The organism is Nonomuraea sp. NPDC049625, from assembly GCF_040675285.1.
GTDB classification, from domain to species: Bacteria; Actinomycetota; Actinomycetes; order Streptosporangiales; family Streptosporangiaceae; genus Nonomuraea; species Nonomuraea angiospora_A.
In genome coordinates this window covers 91,167-107,228 of the sequence record NZ_JBFAOQ010000006.1, presented here as the reverse complement: position 1 = coordinate 107,228, position 16,062 = coordinate 91,167, and the positions used below count along the sequence as shown (strand labels likewise).

The window sequence follows — 16,062 nt, the reverse complement described above, 5'->3', positions numbered from 1 at the left end:
CACAGGATCGGCATCCCGGAGGGGGTGCGGACCAGATACAGAGCCCAGTGCCGTGCGGCACCGCCGTATCGGCGACAGGCAGCACGGCCGGCGGAGTTCAGTGCCGGGCGTCACCAGGTGCGACCCGGCCGGTCACCTCGGCGTTGGCCTCCGGCGAGGGCTTGAAGCAGCGGCGGACGTTCTCGGCCTTCTTGTGCTGGGACTTGGCCATCAGCATCAGCTCGAAGTCACCCTGCTCGCCGAGGCGGGTGAGGCCGGAGCGCCGGTCCCCGGGCCCGCGAGGGCGGTGTGCCGGTCGAGCAGGGCAGCGGCCGGGCGGTGCCGGCGTCCCAGAGAACCGTCTCCAGCACGTAGCCGGCGCGGACGGCGCCGCGGTGGCGCACCTTCGGCTGGGCGCCCTTGGACTTCACCGGGCAGCGGCGGCCAGCCAGGTCCAAGTCCTCGACGTCCAGGATCTCCTCGGAGCGGGCGCACGTCCCGTAGAGCATCCGTCACAGCGATCTTCTCCCGCTCGCACCTGACGGCCAACGCGTGGGACACCCGCTACCAGCACAACCTGGTCACCTGGCCGACGACCTCGCCGAGCTGGACGTGGCGCTGCTGGTTTTCCGAGCGACCGGTCGCGCCGGAAATGTCTATCGAAGGTGTGACGCATCCGTAGGCTGGTCCGCGACAGGCTCGGCACATGAACATCACACGCGCTCTGGCCACGGCAGTCACGCTGGTGGTCCTCTGCCAGTCTGCCGCCACAGCCGCTGCCCGGGAAGGCACTCTGAGCTGGGGTGACTGCCCGGGAGGGGACGGCGCCACGGGCATGCGCTGCGCCACAATGCGGGTTCCGGTGGACTGGTCGAAGCCCGGCGGCCGCACGATCGAGCTGAAGCTGGGCCGGCTGGCCGCCACCGGATCCCGCCCGGCCAAGGGGACGGTGCTGGCGAACTTCGGCGCGGGCGCACCGGGGATCGCCTACCTTCGTGACGTGCCAGGCGTGTCGACCGCGTTCACGCAACTCCGGCAGAACATGGACATCGTCACCTGGGACCCGCGCGGCTACACCAACGGCTACAGTACGCACCTGCCCTGCCAGATCAAGAGCAAGACCGATCCCGAGCTGCCTGACGATCAGGCGGGATTCGACAGAATCGCGGCCGGCAACCGGGCGGACGCCGCCCCTTGCCACGATCCCGATCCCCAGCTGTTCGACAGCATCGGCTCGGTCACGCACGCCCGCGACATGGAGGCGATCAGACGCGCCCTCGGCGAGTCACAGATCAATCTCTTCATGGGCTCGTACGGCGGCACCTTCGGGCAGGCGTACGCTCACCTGTTCCCGAAGCGCATCCGGACCATGGTCCTGGACGGGACAGGCAACATGAGCGATCCGGAAAAGGAGAATGCGGCCCGGGCGCGCGACAGCGAGCGGCGGCTGCGGCGATTCATCGCGTGGTGCGCGGACGAGCCCTCCTGCGTGCTGCGGGGCAAGGACGTACCGCGCCTGTGGCAGGATCTGGTGGCGCAGGCGGACCGCGTACCGCTCCAGCCCGGCGGCTTCGACGGCGTCAAACTGCAGGACCACCTCGGACAAGCGCTGATCTCCCAAGGACCCGAGCGGTGGCCGGCCATCGCCGAGGCCATCGCCGCCGCCGGACGTGGCGACGCGTCCAAGTTCGCCGCCTTCCCCGCGCTCGGTGGACCGAACCCGGACGTCATCGCGTGTCAGGACATGCCGCGACCTGCCAGTTATGCCGCGCTGAAGGCTGCCATGAAGCGGCTGCGCGCCGTCGCGCCCAACACCGGGACGGGTGGCACGACGGTGACCAGGCTTCGCTGCCTCGGCTATCCATCGCCGGTGACCTTCCCTACCGGGCCGCTGCCCAAGACCGTGCCGCCGCTGCTCGGCGTGGGCACCTGGGCCGACTTCCCGGGCACCGAGCGGGTCGTCCACCAGGTACGGGGAAGCCGGACGATCTACCATGACGGGCCGGGCCACGAGATCTACCTCTCGGGCAACGCCTGCGTCACGGAGAAGGTGAACGCGTACTTCGTCGACAAGATCCTCCCTGCTCCCGGGACCGAATGCTGATGCCCGGATTTGCCCTGGCAGGCGGGTGTGGCCCAGGGTGAGCCGCATGCCACCTGAGCACAGAGGCCGGCTCCGGACGTTCCCCATGCCGGCAGGCACCCGTCGCCTGCCGCAGCCCATCCGCCGGCCGGCGGACGGGAGCCGCCGCCCGCGAAGGTCGCGGCTTCTGCCGGCGATCCCGGGCATCCGGCCGATGGCTGCGGATGCCCTGCTGGCGCTCGCCGCCGCGATCGCCGTCTACGCGGCGGCGACCTGGGAGCGGGCACTGTGGGACCTGAGTGGAGCGAGTGGAGGAGTCACTGCGCCGCCCGCGCCAGGTGGGCCGGGCGTGGGCATTCCACTGGTGCTGGCCGCCTTCAGCGTGGGCGTGGCCGCGCCACTGGCGCTGCGACGCCGGTTCCCGGTGAGCGTGGCGCTCGTCTCGGTAGCGGTGGCACTGCTCGGCACGGGGGTGCCGGGATGGTCGGGGCGGCTGGTGGCGGCCGTCGCGCTCTGCTCGGCCACCTATCATCGGCCACGGCAAGCCCCTGTCCTGCTTCTCCTGTCCGTGGCATCGACACTGACGCCGATCTTGTTCGCCACCCCGCTCCCGGGCGGCGCCTGGCCACCCGGGTTCCCGGCCCGGGTCAGCCCCACGCCCCTGGCACAGGGCGTGCTGATCGCCGTCGCGCCGATCGCCGTCGGATACGCGTTGCACCTGCACCGGGAACGTGCCGAGCAACAGGTCCTGCTGCACCATGCCCAGGCTGCCCGGGTCGTGGCCGAGGAACGGGCCTGGATCGCCAGGGAGATCCACGACGCCGTCGGCCACCACCTGACCGCGATCCGCATGCAGGCGAACGCCGCCCGCCACGTCCTGCCCGACGCGCCTCCACCGGCCGCACGCGCCCTCGGCACCGTGGCGGATCTGTCCGCCTCCGCGTTGCGCGACGTACGCCTCCTCCTGACGGCGTTGCGCGACGAACACCGGCCCACCCGCGTCACCCTCGCCGACGTACCCGCACTCGCCGACCGGCTGTCGGCCCCCGGCTGCCGCGTTCACGTCACGATCGACCGGCACGCCGCGGCCGGCCCCCTACCCGCCCTGGTCGACCACGCCGGCTACCGCCTCGCCCAGGAAGCCCTGACCAACGCGGTACGGCACGCCGCCGCGACCCGCGTGGACGTGCGGATCCACCAGGACCTGGACACCGTGACCATCCTCGTCGAAGACGACGGCCAGGACCACCCACCGGCCGGCCACCTGCTGGCCGGGAGCGGCCTGCGCGGCATGCGGGAACGCGCCCACCTGCTCGGCGGACGGCTCGACATCGGCCCCCGCCCCCCGCACGGCTGGCGCGTCGAGGCCGTCCTGCCCACCCACAGCGGAGGATGACATGACGATCCGGATACTGATCGCCGACGACCAGCCCGAGGTCCGCTCCGCGCTGCGGCTCGTCCTCGACGCCGAGCCGGACATCGAAGTGGTCGCCGAGGCGGGCGACGGGTCCCAGGCCGTGCGCGCGGCTCACCGGCATCGACCCGACGTCGTCATCATGGACATCCGCATGCCGCGCATGGACGGCCTGGCCGCCATCGAAACCCTCACCGGCGCGGATACCGTACCCACGATCATCGCCCTGACCACGTTCGACCTCGACGAGTACCTGTTCGGCGCGCTCCAAGCAGGAGCCGCCGGCTTCCTGCTCAAGGACACAGACCCGCGCCTGCTGCTCGACGCCGTCCGCGCGGCCCACCAGGGCCACGGACTCATCGATCCCCAGGTGACCAGACGGCTGATCCACCGCTTCGCCGCCCTCAGCCCCAAACCGGTCACCCCGGCGTTCGACCTGCTCACCGCCCGCGAGCGGGAAGTGCTCCACCACCTGGCGCAAGGGCTCAGCAACGCCGAGATCGCCCGGGAACTCTGGATCGAGGAGGGCACGGTCAAGACGCACGTCAACCGCATCCTCGCCAAGCTCCGCCTGCGCACGCGCATACACGCCGTGATCTACGCCCACCAGCATCGCCTCTGACCCCTGCGTGCGGCCGATCACGCGGAGGCGGCTTCACAACCGCAGCAGCCCGCGCCCGCGATCATCCTCCGCCGCACCGCAGGTGGTCTCCCATTCACCCTCGGTGATGTGGAACAGTTCGCTCTCGCCGGCGCACCGACGCCTGCCACCCGTACGGCACGTCGCACCGGAAGAACGACAGCACGCCACGGGTGTCGGCCGCCTTGGCCCGGAAGGCGATGAGCGCGCGTGCCTCCCGTGGCTCAGGACGGTCCGCGCAGGCGGGCGGCCAGCTTGGTCAAGCTCCCGGGCACTCAGCTCGGCCAGTCCGGCCCGGACCAGGATCAGGCTCGTCTTGCCGGCACGGCGGGTCTCGCGGCCGAAGCGGTGCAGTTCCCGCTGGGCTTCGGCGCGGCGCAACTCGGCGGCGCGTCGTACCTGACGGTGTTCTTTTCGGGTCTGTGCGGACATGATCGGCCTCTTTCAGCTCTGCGACCGGCGCAGGCCGGTCCGGTCCAGGTAGGTCTCGATGTCGGCGGGATCGGTGCTGGTCAGGGCGATGTAGCCGTCCGGCCGGATGAGCACCCAGTCGCCGGGTGACAGGTCGTACGCCTGGCGCAGGTGGCCGCCGTCGTCGACGAGGTCACCGCGCTTGCCGATGGTGTGGATTCTCAGCCCGGCGCGCGGGGCCGGGACGTCCGGCACCTCGTATCCGATGAGGGTCCAGCATGGGTGGGCCAGTAGCTGGAACAGCCGCACCGGCCGGCCGGCGGCGCCGGTGAGCGGGGCGTCGGGTGCCCGGTAGCCGGCCATCGGGCCGGGGCCGGTCAGCGGCGACAGCGGGTAGCCGAGGTCCAGCTGGTGGGCCTCGCGTCCGCGGCGCATCGCGCGGCGCTCGGCCTCGTCCAGCAGCCGGGTGGTCAGCCCGAGCACCGATTCGGCGATCGGCCGCCGCTCGGCCTCGTACGAGTCGAGCATCGCCTCAGGCGCCCCGCGCAGCACCGCGGCCAGTTTCCAGGCCAGATTGTAGGCGTCCTGGATGCTGGTGTTCAGCCCCTGGCCGCCGGTCGGCGGGTGCACGTGGGCCGCGTCCCCGGCCAGGAAGACGCGCCCGCTGCGGTAGGCGTCGGCCAGCCGGGCGCCCATCATGTACACCGACGCCCACCCCACCTCCCGCACCACGATGCCGCTGTCTCCGGTACGGTCGATCAGCATCGCGGTCAGCCCGGCGGCCGACAGGTCCACCTCGCCCTCCAGCGGCAGGCCGCCCTGGCACTGGAACAGCTCGGTGCCGGCCAGCGGGCACATCGCGATCTGCCGTAGGGTGCCCTCGTTCCAGGTGTGCCAGACGTCGGCGGGCAGGCCGTCGGCGCGCACATCTGCCACGAACGCCCGGATGTCGAGGGAGCGTCCCGGATAGCCGATTCCGAGCGTCTTGCGGACCACGCTGGACCCGCCGTCGGCGCCGACCAGGTAGCGGGCGGGCACCGTCGCCTCGCCGATCCGCGCGACCACCCCGCTGTCGTCGTGGTCGAAGCCAAGCAGTTCGTGGCCATAGCGTACGGCGTGTCCGAGTTCGGCCAGCCGCTCGCGCAGGATGGTCTCAGTGCGGAACTGCGGCAGCATCAGCCCATCCCGGTACGGCTCAGCCGAGGTCGGCTCCTGGTGCTCCATGATCCGCCGGTCGATCGGCCCGTCCTCGGCGTACAGGCGTTGCGGCGGGTACGGGCCGCCGACGGCGACCATCCGATCCAGCACCCCCAGGTCTTCGAACACCTCCAGGGTGCGCGGCTGGATGCCCTTGCCCCGCGACCCGGCGAACGGCCGCGCCGCCTTGTCCACCAGCAGGAAGTCCACGCCGCGCCGGGCCAGCTCGATGGCCAGCACCAGCCCGGTCGGGCCCGCCCCGGAAATGATCACCTCGGTCATGGTTCACACCTCCTCGGTGACCAGCACGGTCCGGACGCCGGGCCGTTCTGGGGCGGTCCACGCCGCTTCCACCTCGGCCAGCGGGACGATCCGGGCGCTGACCGCGATCCGGCCCTGGTCGATCTCGTCCACCAGCTCGGGCAACTCCTCCAGGTAGGCCCGGGCCGACACCGCGCCCTGGCCGCTGCCCTGCAACCGGAAGTCGGCCGAGCGCAACGCCACCGACGGCACCTCGACGGTCGGACCGGCCACCGCGCCGATCTGGATCCAGTTCAGCTCCCGGCCGCGATCGGAGCGCGCCCACAGCAGCGCCGGGATCACCGAGGCGGCCGGTTCGCCCCACAGGTAGTCGAGGACGAGGTCCACTTCGGCGGCGGCCCCGGCCAGTGCGGCGTCGGTGAGGGCGACCGCGGCGTCCGCGCCGAGCTCGGGCAGCAGGGCCAGCCGGCCGGGGTCGCGCCCGGCGCCGACCACCCGCCCGGCCCCGAGCCGCTTGACCACCTGGACGGCCATCTGCCCGGCGTTGCCGGTGGCGCCCAGCACCAGCACCGACTGGCCGGGCCGGATCGGCACCCGGCGGCGCAGCGCCATCCACGACGACATGGCCGGGTTCATCGCGGCGGCCACCTTGACCACGTCCACATCATCCGGAAGCGGGACGCACCGGCGGACGTCGACCACGGTGCGGGTGGCCATCGGGCCGGTCAGTTCGTCATCGGCCACGAAGTAGACCAGCCGGCCGTCCGGGAGCCGGCCGACGCCGTCCACGCCGGGGACCATCGGCAGCTTGCCGGTGCTGGTGTAGTGCCGGCCGGCGGCCCCGCTGCGTACCCGGGGGTGCAGGCCGACCGCGAGCACGTCGAGGACCACCTCGTCCTCGTCGGCCGGCACGGGCAGATCGAACGGACCGTAGCGGGGCGGGTGGTCGAACGAGTGAACCACCGCGGCAGACACTTCCATCGGCACTTCCTCACGTAGTCGGAGTCGCCGTACGAACCGGCACGCCTGAACCTAGGCGCGCGCGGCAGCCCGCGTCGTCGCTCCACGACGGCAACTTCGGCTACCCCACAGGGGGTAGAACGGGATACCCCGTTTGGTCCGCGACACCGCGAGCCCCGCCCGATTACGGTGTTCACATGGCGATGACCATGAAACCGGCACTCGGCGACATCCTGCTCGCCGCCGTGCTGATCGCGATCACCATCGCCACCATGGCCTGGCACATCACCGCTCCCCTGCCCGCCTACGTGCTCGCGGTGCTCACCGCGGCCCCGGTCGCGCTCCGCCAGGTCACGCCGGTGCTGACCATGGTGATCATCGGCGCGGCGCTCGCCGTCTACATCCTGGTCGGCTACGGCATGTTCCCCAATGCCGGTATGGGCATCATCGTCGGGCTGTTCACCGTGACGACACTGCGGCCCCGGCCCGTCGCGGCCGCCGCCGTGCTCGGCACGGTCGCGCTGATCGTGCTGTCCTACGCCACCAGGCCCGGTCCGTTCCAGTGGCCTGACTTCTTCCAGGACAACCTGCTGGTCGCCGGCGCGTGGGTGCTCGCGGACAGTACGCGGCGCTGGGGCGAACGTACGCGGAGGCTGGCGGAGGAGGCGACCCGCGCGGCGGCGAACGAGCGGGTGCGCATCGCCCGCGAACTGCACGACGTGGTTGCGCACCACATGTCCGTGATCTCGTTGCAGGCGGGCGTCGCCGGATACGTGCTCGACACCGATCTGCCGACCGCGCGGACCGCGATCACCACCGTCAGCGACACGACCCGCGAGGCGCTCATCGAGATGCGCCGGCTGCTGGACGTGCTGCGGGTGGACCCGAGCGGCGAACTGGACGTGTCACCACAACCCGGTCTCGCGTTGCTCGGCGAACTCGTCGACCGCACCCGTGCCGCCGGCCTGCCGGTCGAGGTCGTGATCACCGGCGCCCCCCGGCCGCTGCCGCCCGGCACGGACCTGTGCGCGTACCGCATCCTGCAGGAATCGCTGACCAACGCGCTCAAGCACGCCGGCCCGGCCAGTGCCCGCGTCGAGGTCGGCTACGGCGAACGCACGCTCACCCTGCGGGTCAGCGACGACGGCCATCCCGGCCACCAGGAGCCGGCCAACGTCTCAGGGTCGCACGGCATCCGCGGCATGCGCGAACGTGCCGAGCTGTACGGGGGCGTGCTCACCGCCGGCCCCGCCGAGGAGGGCGGGTTCCACGTCGTCGCCCGGCTGCCGATGGCGGACGTGCCATGACGATCCGCGTGCTCATCGCCGACGACCAGGCGCTGATCCGGGCCGGGCTCATCGCGCTGGTGAACGCCGCTCCGGGCCTCGAGGTCGCGGGCGAGGCGGCCGACGGCGAGCAGGCCGTCACCCTGACCGCCTCGGCCCGCCCGGACGTGGTGCTGATGGACATCAAGATGCCGGTGCTCGACGGGATCGCCGCCACCCGGCGCATCCTCGCCGCGCCCGAGCCGCCGCACGTGATCGTCCTGACCACGTTCGACCTGCCGGAGTACGTTTACACCGCGCTCGGCGAGGGCGCGTCCGGGTTCCTGCTCAAGGACACCCCGCCGGACCGGATCATCGCGGCCGTGCATACGGTGGTGGCGGGCGACATCCTCATCACCCCCCGGATCACGCAGCAACTCGTCGACACCTACGCCCACCACCACCGCACCACCTCCGTGGGGACGGCCGAACTGTCCACCCTCACCGCCCGGGAGACCGAAGTGCTCCGCCTCGTCGGCAACGGCCTGTCCAACGCCCAGATCGCCAACCGCCTCACTCTCAGCGAGGCCACGGTCAAGACCCACGTCAAGCGCCTGATGGGCAAACTCGGACTGAACAGCCGTGCCCAGGCGGTGGTCGTCGCGTACGAGACCGGCCTGGTCGTACCGGCGAGCCGGCCCCCGCACGACAGCGGGCCAACGGCGGGCTGTACCTGCGGGGGCTGATGCCTGGACGGGCGGCGTAAGTCGACGGTGCCGATGGCGGAGCGGCTGGAGGTGGATCATCAACGGCTGCAGCAGTTCATCACACCTTTATCCCGGCGATCGCCGCCTATCTCGACGCCCACGGTTTCGCGGTCGTCGCCCAGGACGTCAGGGGGAAGTTCCGGTCCGACGGCGAGCGCTTCCCGTTCGTCAACGAGGCCGCGGACGGCCACCAGACGATCGACTGGATCGTCGCGCAGCCGTGGAGCGACGGCACGGTCGGCATGCTGGGAGACTCCTACTACTTCACCCAGTGGGCCGCGGTGGCGAGCGGACACCCCGCGTTGCGAGCCATCGTGCCGCGCGTCACCGGCTCGCAGTTCATGGACATGTTCTCGCCCGGCGTCGTGCCCAAGCTTCCGCTCTACGAGTGGGTCCTGCACACGTTCACGACGCCGGGCATGCTCGACGGAGCCGTCCTGCCACCCGAACCGCTGGCCGGACTCGACTCGCCCCCTGGTGGGACAACCTCCAGCGAAGCCAGCTCGACGACTGGCACTGGACCGGCGCGTCGCCGGCCGCAGCGCACCAGTTCCTCCGCATGAACGCGACGGATCATGAAGACTTCGAGCTGCGTGAGGACGGTCACCCGCACGAGGACCACGAGGTCGACGACGACGCGCTGGCACGCTACCTGCCCAGAATGCTCGACGAGCCCACCCGGTTCTTCGACCACTACCTGTCGGGCCGTCCGGGCCGGTGGCGGGCTCCCCGGGTGCGGTACCGGGTCGCGAACTCCGGCCGGCAGATCGCCGACCGCTGGCCGGCCGGGGACACCGGCCTGGTGAAGTTGCACCTGACGCAGGGAGACCGCGCGCTCTCCGGCATCGACGGTGGTGGGCTGCGCCCGGAGGCGGAGGGCGTGGCCACGTGCGTCTCCTGGACGCCCAACCCTCTCACCCCGGTTCCCTACCTGGTCGACGCCGAGTGGAGCCAGCTCTCCGGGCTCCCGGACGAGCAGGTCGTCCATGCACGCGACGACGTGGCGATGTTCACGGGGGAGGCGCAGGACACGCCGTTCGACATCGTGGGGCCGGCGGAGGTCGCATTGCGGGTGGACGCCGACGCGCCGTCCATCCATGTGATCGTCCGGCTGCTCGACGTCTATCCCTCAGGGCGGGCGCGCATGGTGTTGGAGGGGCACCTCGCTGCGTGCCTGTACGGGACCGCTTTCCGTCGATGGCCATGGCCGGGACCGCCGGCTGGGCTCCGGTGGCCCCCCTTCGACGTCGATCGTGTGGTGGCTTTCACCTTGGCGGTCATCAGCCAATGGCTCCCGCCGGCATCCGGATGCACACCGTTGGACTGGATCTGCAGGTGTCGCCTCCGGCCTGGGGAGCGCGGGCAGGACGGAACGGCGTGAGGGGGTGGGCGGATGGTGCCGTCCAGCCATGAATCTCGCATTATGACGAAGACATGTGTGGGCGGGGCGGAGAAGGACGTCCAGGTGGTGAAATCTTCATATCGCGCACGGCGACGCCGATCGGGCCGTTCGACCAGCCCATGAGGGCAGGGAGGTTCCCGTCTCGGTCTCGGAACAGATAGCGCGCCCGGCGGCCCGCATCGTCCAGGTTCATCACCAGATTCTTTATCGCCTGGATGACCCAGTTCGCGCTCCGGTGAGTGGTGGTGCCGAGCACGTCACCTACTCGGGCTGCTTCCGGAATTACAGAATTTCGGAAGCACAGGGTAGTGTCGAAGACACCGAGGTCTTTTCGAGCGTTGGCATTCAGGTCTGCGTCGCCCCCGGCGAACCACTCATCGCGGCCCTCCTCTTGGGGCTGGACAGGTCAGACGACCATGACGCCAACGCTTGTTTCTCAGCCTGTACCGTTGAGCTCCGCCTCGTCCGCGATGCCTCGGGTCGATTCTGAGCTACGGCTCAGTCTCCACCCGGTGCTGGAGCGGCCAGCCGTGGTGAACGGGGCCTGGTGGCCCTACTCCCGCGACGCGGCCGCCGAACTACCCGAGCTCATCGCCGCCGTCGATCAGCGGCTGCAGCGGACCACGCTGCTGGTAGGCGTGCATCGGGACGCGTGGCGGCGCATCCCACGTCGGATCCCGGCACGTGGACGGACGGTCCGCATCGGTGGGTTCCGGCATGGCGACCCTCACGTGATCGTTCTGTTCTTCGCCTCCGACGAGCCGGTCGCCTTGCTGATCATTCCGCCGGACACCGCCGTCGGCCCTGCCGAGGACGCGCTCAAGCTCACCGCCCAGAACACCGCCGACTTGACTGACGATGCCATCTTCGCCCTCGCGCACCTGCCGTCCGATCCCGCTCTCCGCGCGACAGCCGACAGGGTGGCCCGCTGGGAGAGCGAGAGCGGCTCGGTCAGCGGGCAGGAGGCGCGGCACTCCATCAGACGGCCATCAGCTTCGGCGTAATTCACGTACCGTCCGCCGACCTGATCGAGCCGGTTCAGCCACGGCAGACCCGGCGGCGGGTCAGCTTTCCAGCCGGAGGGCATCTCATCTCATTTCAGCTTCTCCAAAGGGGAGACTTCCATGACCGCCATCAACACCGCGCCACTTGGCGGGGTCGACCCTTCAACGCCGACCACCGTCCACCTGTCGGGCGAGATCGACATCTTCACCAGTGCGGCGCTCCGCCGGCAACTGATGAGCACGCTGCAGTACAGCACGAGCCTGCTCATCCTCGACCTGTCGAAGGTCTCGTTCTGCGACACCGGCGGCTTGGCCGTCCTGGTCGGCATCCAGCGCCGCGCCCGGTCGATGGGCATCACCGTGGCCCTGACCGCGCCCCGCCCGTTCATGTCCCGGCTGCTGCGCATTACCGGCCTGGGCCGCGGCCTACCGATGGTGGCGTGAGCGGGCCCCACAGGTTCAATTCCGGTACCCGAGGATCCCATGTGCTGTCGAACGGCCGGCGGACACTCCGCTGCGGACCCTTCCCCGCCCGGCCGAGGACGATGCCACGGTCATCCGACGTGACCGCCTCGGCGGGCTGATCCACGAATACAGGCAGGTCGCATAGGGTGGCCGAGTTCTTGGCACCCACAGGCGCGTGAACCTGATTCATGCGATCCGGGTCACCGGCACGTTCGCCCAGGTCCGCACGCGCACCGTGATGGCGCAGACGCCGCCCTACCCGCCACTGACCGACGCCACCGCCGACGAGCCGGTGACCCGGTTCACCGACGTCGCGGGGACCTTGGCCGGCTACCGTACGCCCGACTACGAGCAGGGCATCTCCGTGGCCGGCTACCACCTGCACTTCATAGATGACCAGCACGCGCACGGTGGCCACTCGCTGGACTTCGAGTTGGCTTACGGGGAGATCGCAGTCAGCAGTTCCGCCGACCTGCACCTGAGCCTGCCCAGGAGCGAGGCCTTCCTCGCCGCGAACCTGTCGCCCACCGACATAGCAGCGCAGATCCGCCAGTCCGAGGGCGGGTAGCAGTTCGGCGATCTGGTCGCGCAGTCCCCCCCCACGAAAACCACCATCGACGACCCGAGCGCCCAACTCCAGCGCGTCTCCTCCCTCGGGCTGGACCACGGCGCGTGGGGCCTCTGGGCCGCATGTTCGGCCTTGACGCCAACTCCCAGGTCTTCCTCATCCCCGCCGCGTCACCAGGCCTGACCCACACCCTGGCGACCACGTGGCTCAGCAAGGACCTCTCGCCCAGCCCGTACGTCTACACCCTGGTCGACCGGCGCGGCGGCGGCCTTCCGGACGACCCCACCTACCATGCCAGACAGAAGGAACTGGCCAAGGTCACCGCGACCTACCGAGCCTCCGGAGCGGCTGCGACGGGCTCACCCCAGGTCAGCCTGTACGTCGGCGATTCAATGGTTGAGTTCCCGATCTCGTCGGTCGGCGACATCGCGCTGCCCGGCACGCTCGTCCACTATCGGACTCCGGGTCTGGTCTACGGCAGCAGCCTCCAGGTCGGCACCGCGCTGACCTCCGACGGCGGCAAGCTCATGAAACGCGGTCACACCAGCGAAGTCTGAAATGCCGCCGACACCGCGCCGTCGTTCCTGCTGTCGGCCGGCCACCGTACCGGCGACAGCCTGACCTTCGCCGCGACGGCGATGTTCGCCGACGGGCAGCCGGGCAGGACCGGCTCGGACGCCGCCGCCACCGGCACGGCCACCCTCGCCAAGGACGGCAAGGCGCTGGCCACCGCCGACCTCGCCGACTGCGACGTCCACCAGTCGCGGACCTGCGAACTGCGCGCCGACCTGCCCGCCGGATCCGGCGCCTACACGCTGACCGCGTCGATGCGCCGGCAGGCCACGCTCTCCACGGAGGTGAAATCGGTCTGGACGTTCCCGTCCGCCACCACCGCCGCGCAGCAGCCGCTGCCCTTGATGGCCGTCCGCTACAGCCCCGAGGGCCTGGACGACTTCAACCGCGCCAAGCCGGGCAGCACGACCCGCATGCCCATGTGGGTTGAGCGCAACCCCGGCACCACGAAGGTGAGGGTGAACTCGATCCGGCTGGAGGTGTCCGCCGACGACGGCGCCACTTGGCGTCCCGTCCCGGTTACCCGCACCGGCTCCGGCTGGATCGCCACGCTGACGAACCCTCCCGCGGCCGGATTCGTCTCCATCCGCGCTGCAGTCACGGACACCGCCGGCGACGGGGTGACCCAGACGATCACCCGCGCCTACGCCGTCGGCTGATCCGCAACGGTGAGGGCGTCCCAAGGCGCCCTCACCGTTGCGGCGCGCAGCACCAAATCCCGAACCTCCTTGCTCATCCTCGGGCGGCCGGACCGGCTCGGATACGTCCACCGATCTCGGATCAAGCGCCGGTGCCAAGCCGGCAGGGTGCCCGGCGTAACCAGCCGATGAGCCCGCAATCTCGGCGTCAGGAGTCGCGCCTCTCCGAGCATCCTGAACAGCCTGCATACGTTGTCTCGCCCTTGGTCTGGGCGGCGTTCATAGACGGTGCGAAAAAGGGCGAGTTCGACTTCTGATCCCCGGCGATAGCGAGGAGGGCTTCGGCGGGCGCCGGGCCCTCTCCTTCGTTTGAACGGTCCCAGCCGGATTGCCCTAAAGATTTCGACCCACGCTGAATCAGCGCACCGGCTCATGTCGTTGCCTCGCGCGATCTTGGTGGCCAGCCAGTCGGCGAGCTTGTCCTCATCACCGACCTTCGGCTCGCGGAAGTCGTGGAACTTCCTGATCTGCGCTCCTGATGTGCTCGATCAAGGCCCTCCGCTCGCCGGGTGGCCCCGGGTGCATCGCTGCGCCGGGGCCCCCTCAGAACCGTGCGTGCCACTCGTCGCGCCACACGGCTCAAGCAAGCCGCGAAGGGCGGTTCAGGTGTGCTGTGCTGGGCTCCTGCGCATTCGGGCGAGGTAGCCGCGATGGCAGGAGGCGTGAACGAGGCGGGTCTGACCATCGCCGGTCGGGCCGGGTCGTCCGTAGTGCGTGAGGTAGTCGGCTGCCATCGCGCGCCGGACGACGTGTAGCCACCATCGCGCCCATTGGTAGGGCGACCTGGGTGGCTGGTCGGCGGTGATCAAGTGGTCCCCGCAGAGCGAGCAGCGGCCGTCCCGCCTCCGGTATTGGTCATCGCGGAGGCACTGCCGAGCCTGACATCGAGAAAGCATCCGTCCGGAGTAGCGCTGGATATCCTTAGAGGGGCTGCTCGCTCGCTGGACTAATTAGTTGGGACTTACCTGGATATAAAGATCCACCCAGCTGGTGCCAGGCCTGCAGTCATAGTCATACCACTCACCTCTCTGCAGTCCGAGATTTCCCCGCTGCGAGCATGACCACCAAGGATTCGGCCCGTAGAAGGTGTCGTAGTAACGGAAGGGCGACATCGCGCTGGGCGAAGTAGCGTTTGCCGTCGCCGCGTGAGCGGGTGCGGTCGCGAGGAGACCGGCTGCCAGGGCGGCGCTCACGCCCGCGAGCGCCAGGAACTTCTTCATGTAAATCTCCAAATTCGGTACGTGCTTTCGTGGACTCACAAAAGCGTTGCCATCAAGAATTATCGCCGCGGCCCGACCCCTGCCGCGAGAACTTCGGGTGAACGCGAGGGAAATATTGATGCGCATACTTTCGCCGCATTTCCATGGTTGGTTGCGGGGCATTTTAGTGCGCCCTCTCTCGAAAGCTATCCGATAACCGTAATAAGGTTTTCGTTTTCTGGATCGCAATAATGTGGAGTTGCCCTCAAGGGGTGAGTCGCCCGGGGCATCGCCGGACGCCAGGGACATTGCCTGGTCGGTCGTACTCGGCAGGAGAGCCAGCATCACAACCTCCAACGACCGGCCAAGAGCCCATGAAGACCACGCTCGAACGCGCCCTCGCCAAAGCGCTCACGGAGATCGTCATCTGGCTTGATCTCAGCGACGACGACGTCATCGGGCCTGAGGCCACGATGGAGGTACTGGAGCCCGTGATCGCTCTCCTGCAGCGCCTCCCTGGACAGGACCGGCAAGCCCTCGCCGACCTGATCAGCCAGTTCGCGCAACAGGAAACCGACCCCGAGCGGCAGTCGACCGTCATAGAAGCGCCCGAAACCCTGGGGCTCCTGGCCTGAGAGTCGTGTCTTCAGCACTTAGTCGTCGTCCTGGCGGATGAGCCTCCCCGATGCGAATAGCGCATGCTCAGGTCTCCACCCCCGGCAGTAGTCTGGGTCGTCGGCGAACTGCAGCGTCAGAGACCGAACATGAAAGCATGGCCATGCTTCGACCGTGATGTCCCCGCCGAACCCTCCTGAGGGGATCTGCGAGCAAGCTCGGCACCCCGTGAACCACATTCCTCGCTGCTCCACACGGCCGCCGCCCGAGAAGATAAAAGGGGCACACATTCGCCGGGGCTCATGGGCGATGAGTCGCTCAAACCCGGCCTCATCCAGCCGCGTCAGGAGGAAGTCGAGTAGTTCCTCCACGAACTTCTCAAAGCGCGCCACTCTGGCATCATCCACCGGGTCCGTGGGCCATCAGACCAGCCGCCCTTGGCGTTCTTGTGCAGCCCTGCTTCGAGCACCACCCCACTGGCGGATCCAGCGGGGTCTTCTCATGCGGTTGATGGACCTCTCGACGCCCACTGGCGGGGCAGGCGCGGCTCCCTACTTGCCC

The 16,062-nt window shown here is 69.7% G+C and carries 18 protein-coding genes; 13 read left to right on the top strand and 5 right to left on the bottom strand.

Annotated elements, in window-relative coordinates:
- Positions 1-227: 227 nt before the first annotated feature.
- Positions 228-488: a hypothetical protein gene (locus AB0J87_RS26480; protein WP_363969259.1), complete on the bottom strand. Its 261-nt coding sequence runs from the start codon at positions 486-488 to the stop codon at positions 228-230.
- Between the two features lie 197 nt (positions 489-685).
- On the opposite strand from AB0J87_RS26480, the gene AB0J87_RS26475 reads away from it, so the two are divergent.
- The 3 genes from AB0J87_RS26475 (at position 686) to AB0J87_RS26465 (ending at position 4,098) form a co-directional block, all read left to right on the top strand.
- Positions 686-2,083, top strand: coding sequence for an alpha/beta fold hydrolase (locus tag AB0J87_RS26475; protein WP_363969257.1), 1,398 nt, complete (start codon positions 686-688; stop codon positions 2,081-2,083).
- Positions 2,084-2,276: 193 nt separating this feature from the next.
- Entirely contained in the window at positions 2,277-3,458 is a 1,182-nt protein-coding gene (locus AB0J87_RS26470; protein WP_363969255.1) for a sensor histidine kinase, read from the top strand.
- Between the two features lies 1 nt (position 3,459).
- Positions 3,460-4,098 (top strand): response regulator transcription factor, encoded by a 639-nt coding sequence (locus AB0J87_RS26465; protein WP_363969253.1) that lies wholly within the window; start codon positions 3,460-3,462, stop codon positions 4,096-4,098.
- Between the two features lie 33 nt (positions 4,099-4,131).
- Here the strand turns inward: AB0J87_RS26465 and AB0J87_RS26460 are convergent, their stop codons facing one another.
- From AB0J87_RS26460 to AB0J87_RS26450, 3 genes are read right to left on the bottom strand one after another with little or no spacing between them, the layout of a single operon-like run.
- A complete protein-coding gene (locus AB0J87_RS26460) occupies positions 4,132-4,548 on the bottom strand; it encodes a hypothetical protein (RefSeq protein WP_363969251.1) in 417 nt (138 codons plus the stop codon).
- 12 nt (positions 4,549-4,560) lie between these two features.
- Positions 4,561-6,006 carry an FAD-dependent oxidoreductase gene (locus AB0J87_RS26455; RefSeq protein ID WP_363969249.1) on the bottom strand — a complete coding sequence of 482 codons (1,446 nt, stop codon included), beginning with the start codon at positions 6,004-6,006 and terminating at the stop codon, positions 4,561-4,563.
- A gap of 3 nt (positions 6,007-6,009) precedes the next feature.
- Positions 6,010-6,966, bottom strand: coding sequence for a zinc-binding alcohol dehydrogenase family protein (locus AB0J87_RS26450; protein WP_363969248.1), 957 nt, complete (start codon positions 6,964-6,966; stop codon positions 6,010-6,012).
- A gap of 176 nt (positions 6,967-7,142) precedes the next feature.
- Here AB0J87_RS26450 and AB0J87_RS26445 point away from each other — a divergent pair, with 176 nt between their 5' ends.
- The 9 genes from AB0J87_RS26445 (at position 7,143) to AB0J87_RS26405 (ending at position 13,648) form a co-directional block, all read left to right on the top strand.
- Positions 7,143-8,252 carry a sensor histidine kinase gene (locus AB0J87_RS26445; RefSeq protein ID WP_363969246.1) on the top strand — a complete coding sequence of 370 codons (1,110 nt, stop codon included), beginning with the start codon at positions 7,143-7,145 and terminating at the stop codon, positions 8,250-8,252.
- Positions 8,249-8,956 (top strand): response regulator transcription factor, encoded by a 708-nt coding sequence (locus tag AB0J87_RS26440; protein WP_363969244.1) that lies wholly within the window; start codon positions 8,249-8,251, stop codon positions 8,954-8,956. The genes AB0J87_RS26445 and AB0J87_RS26440 overlap by 4 nt, the downstream gene beginning before the upstream one ends.
- An 89-nt stretch (positions 8,957-9,045) precedes the next feature.
- Entirely contained in the window at positions 9,046-9,540 is a 495-nt protein-coding gene (locus tag AB0J87_RS26435) for a CocE/NonD family hydrolase (protein ID WP_363970118.1), read from the top strand.
- Positions 9,537-10,358 carry a CocE/NonD family hydrolase C-terminal non-catalytic domain-containing protein gene (locus AB0J87_RS26430; protein WP_363969242.1) on the top strand — a complete coding sequence of 274 codons (822 nt, stop codon included), beginning with the start codon at positions 9,537-9,539 and terminating at the stop codon, positions 10,356-10,358. The genes AB0J87_RS26435 and AB0J87_RS26430 overlap by 4 nt, the downstream gene beginning before the upstream one ends.
- Before the next feature lie 437 nt (positions 10,359-10,795).
- The gene (locus AB0J87_RS26425) at positions 10,796-11,383 is read left to right on the top strand and encodes a DUF5994 family protein (RefSeq protein ID WP_363969240.1); all 588 of its coding nucleotides are present in this window, start codon (positions 10,796-10,798) and stop codon (positions 11,381-11,383) included.
- Between the two features lie 120 nt (positions 11,384-11,503).
- On the top strand, positions 11,504-11,827 hold the full coding sequence (locus tag AB0J87_RS26420; protein ID WP_363969238.1) for an STAS domain-containing protein: 324 nt from the start codon (positions 11,504-11,506) through the stop codon (positions 11,825-11,827).
- Positions 11,828-12,023: 196 nt separating this feature from the next.
- Positions 12,024-12,416: an acetolactate decarboxylase gene (locus AB0J87_RS26415; RefSeq protein WP_363969236.1), complete on the top strand. Its 393-nt coding sequence runs from the start codon at positions 12,024-12,026 to the stop codon at positions 12,414-12,416.
- A 122-nt stretch (positions 12,417-12,538) separates the two neighbouring features.
- The gene (locus AB0J87_RS26410) at positions 12,539-12,973 is read left to right on the top strand and encodes a hypothetical protein (protein WP_363969234.1); all 435 of its coding nucleotides are present in this window, start codon (positions 12,539-12,541) and stop codon (positions 12,971-12,973) included.
- An 81-nt stretch (positions 12,974-13,054) separates the two neighbouring features.
- The gene (locus AB0J87_RS26405; protein WP_363969232.1) at positions 13,055-13,648 is read left to right on the top strand and encodes a hypothetical protein; all 594 of its coding nucleotides are present in this window, start codon (positions 13,055-13,057) and stop codon (positions 13,646-13,648) included.
- Between the two features lie 989 nt (positions 13,649-14,637).
- On the opposite strand, the gene AB0J87_RS26400 is transcribed toward AB0J87_RS26405, so the two are convergent.
- Positions 14,638-14,907, bottom strand: coding sequence for a hypothetical protein (locus tag AB0J87_RS26400; protein ID WP_363969230.1), 270 nt, complete (start codon positions 14,905-14,907; stop codon positions 14,638-14,640).
- 353 nt (positions 14,908-15,260) lie between these two features.
- Here AB0J87_RS26400 and AB0J87_RS26395 point away from each other — a divergent pair, with 353 nt between their 5' ends.
- Positions 15,261-15,521 (top strand): hypothetical protein, encoded by a 261-nt coding sequence (locus tag AB0J87_RS26395; protein WP_363969228.1) that lies wholly within the window; start codon positions 15,261-15,263, stop codon positions 15,519-15,521.
- Positions 15,522-16,062: the final 541 nt, after the last annotated feature.

Excerpts from the sequence above, each read along its gene's own strand:
- AB0J87_RS26405 (WP_363969232.1), top strand. The coding sequence starts at position 13,055 with ATGTTCGCCGACGGGCAGCCGGGCAGGACCGGCTCGGACGCCGCCGCC.
- AB0J87_RS26480 (WP_363969259.1), bottom strand. The coding sequence starts at position 488 with ATGCTCTACGGGACGTGCGCCCGCTCCGAGGAGATCCTGGACGTCGAG.
- AB0J87_RS26455 (WP_363969249.1), bottom strand. The coding sequence starts at position 6,006 with ATGACCGAGGTGATCATTTCCGGGGCGGGCCCGACCGGGCTGGTGCTG.
- AB0J87_RS26475 (WP_363969257.1), top strand. The coding sequence starts at position 686 with ATGAACATCACACGCGCTCTGGCCACGGCAGTCACGCTGGTGGTCCTC.
- AB0J87_RS26410 (WP_363969234.1), top strand. The coding sequence starts at position 12,539 with ATGTTCGGCCTTGACGCCAACTCCCAGGTCTTCCTCATCCCCGCCGCG.
- AB0J87_RS26470 (WP_363969255.1), top strand. The coding sequence starts at position 2,277 with ATGGCTGCGGATGCCCTGCTGGCGCTCGCCGCCGCGATCGCCGTCTAC.
- AB0J87_RS26445 (WP_363969246.1), top strand. The coding sequence starts at position 7,143 with ATGGCGATGACCATGAAACCGGCACTCGGCGACATCCTGCTCGCCGCC.
- AB0J87_RS26425 (WP_363969240.1), top strand. The coding sequence starts at position 10,796 with ATGACGCCAACGCTTGTTTCTCAGCCTGTACCGTTGAGCTCCGCCTCG.
- AB0J87_RS26400 (WP_363969230.1), bottom strand. The coding sequence starts at position 14,907 with ATGAAGAAGTTCCTGGCGCTCGCGGGCGTGAGCGCCGCCCTGGCAGCC.
- AB0J87_RS26395 (WP_363969228.1), top strand. The coding sequence starts at position 15,261 with ATGAAGACCACGCTCGAACGCGCCCTCGCCAAAGCGCTCACGGAGATC.
- AB0J87_RS26430 (WP_363969242.1), top strand. The coding sequence starts at position 9,537 with ATGAACGCGACGGATCATGAAGACTTCGAGCTGCGTGAGGACGGTCAC.
- AB0J87_RS26465 (WP_363969253.1), top strand. The coding sequence starts at position 3,460 with ATGACGATCCGGATACTGATCGCCGACGACCAGCCCGAGGTCCGCTCC.
- AB0J87_RS26420 (WP_363969238.1), top strand. The coding sequence starts at position 11,504 with ATGACCGCCATCAACACCGCGCCACTTGGCGGGGTCGACCCTTCAACG.
- AB0J87_RS26450 (WP_363969248.1), bottom strand. The coding sequence starts at position 6,966 with ATGGAAGTGTCTGCCGCGGTGGTTCACTCGTTCGACCACCCGCCCCGC.
- AB0J87_RS26460 (WP_363969251.1), bottom strand. The coding sequence starts at position 4,548 with ATGTCCGCACAGACCCGAAAAGAACACCGTCAGGTACGACGCGCCGCC.
- AB0J87_RS26440 (WP_363969244.1), top strand. The coding sequence starts at position 8,249 with ATGACGATCCGCGTGCTCATCGCCGACGACCAGGCGCTGATCCGGGCC.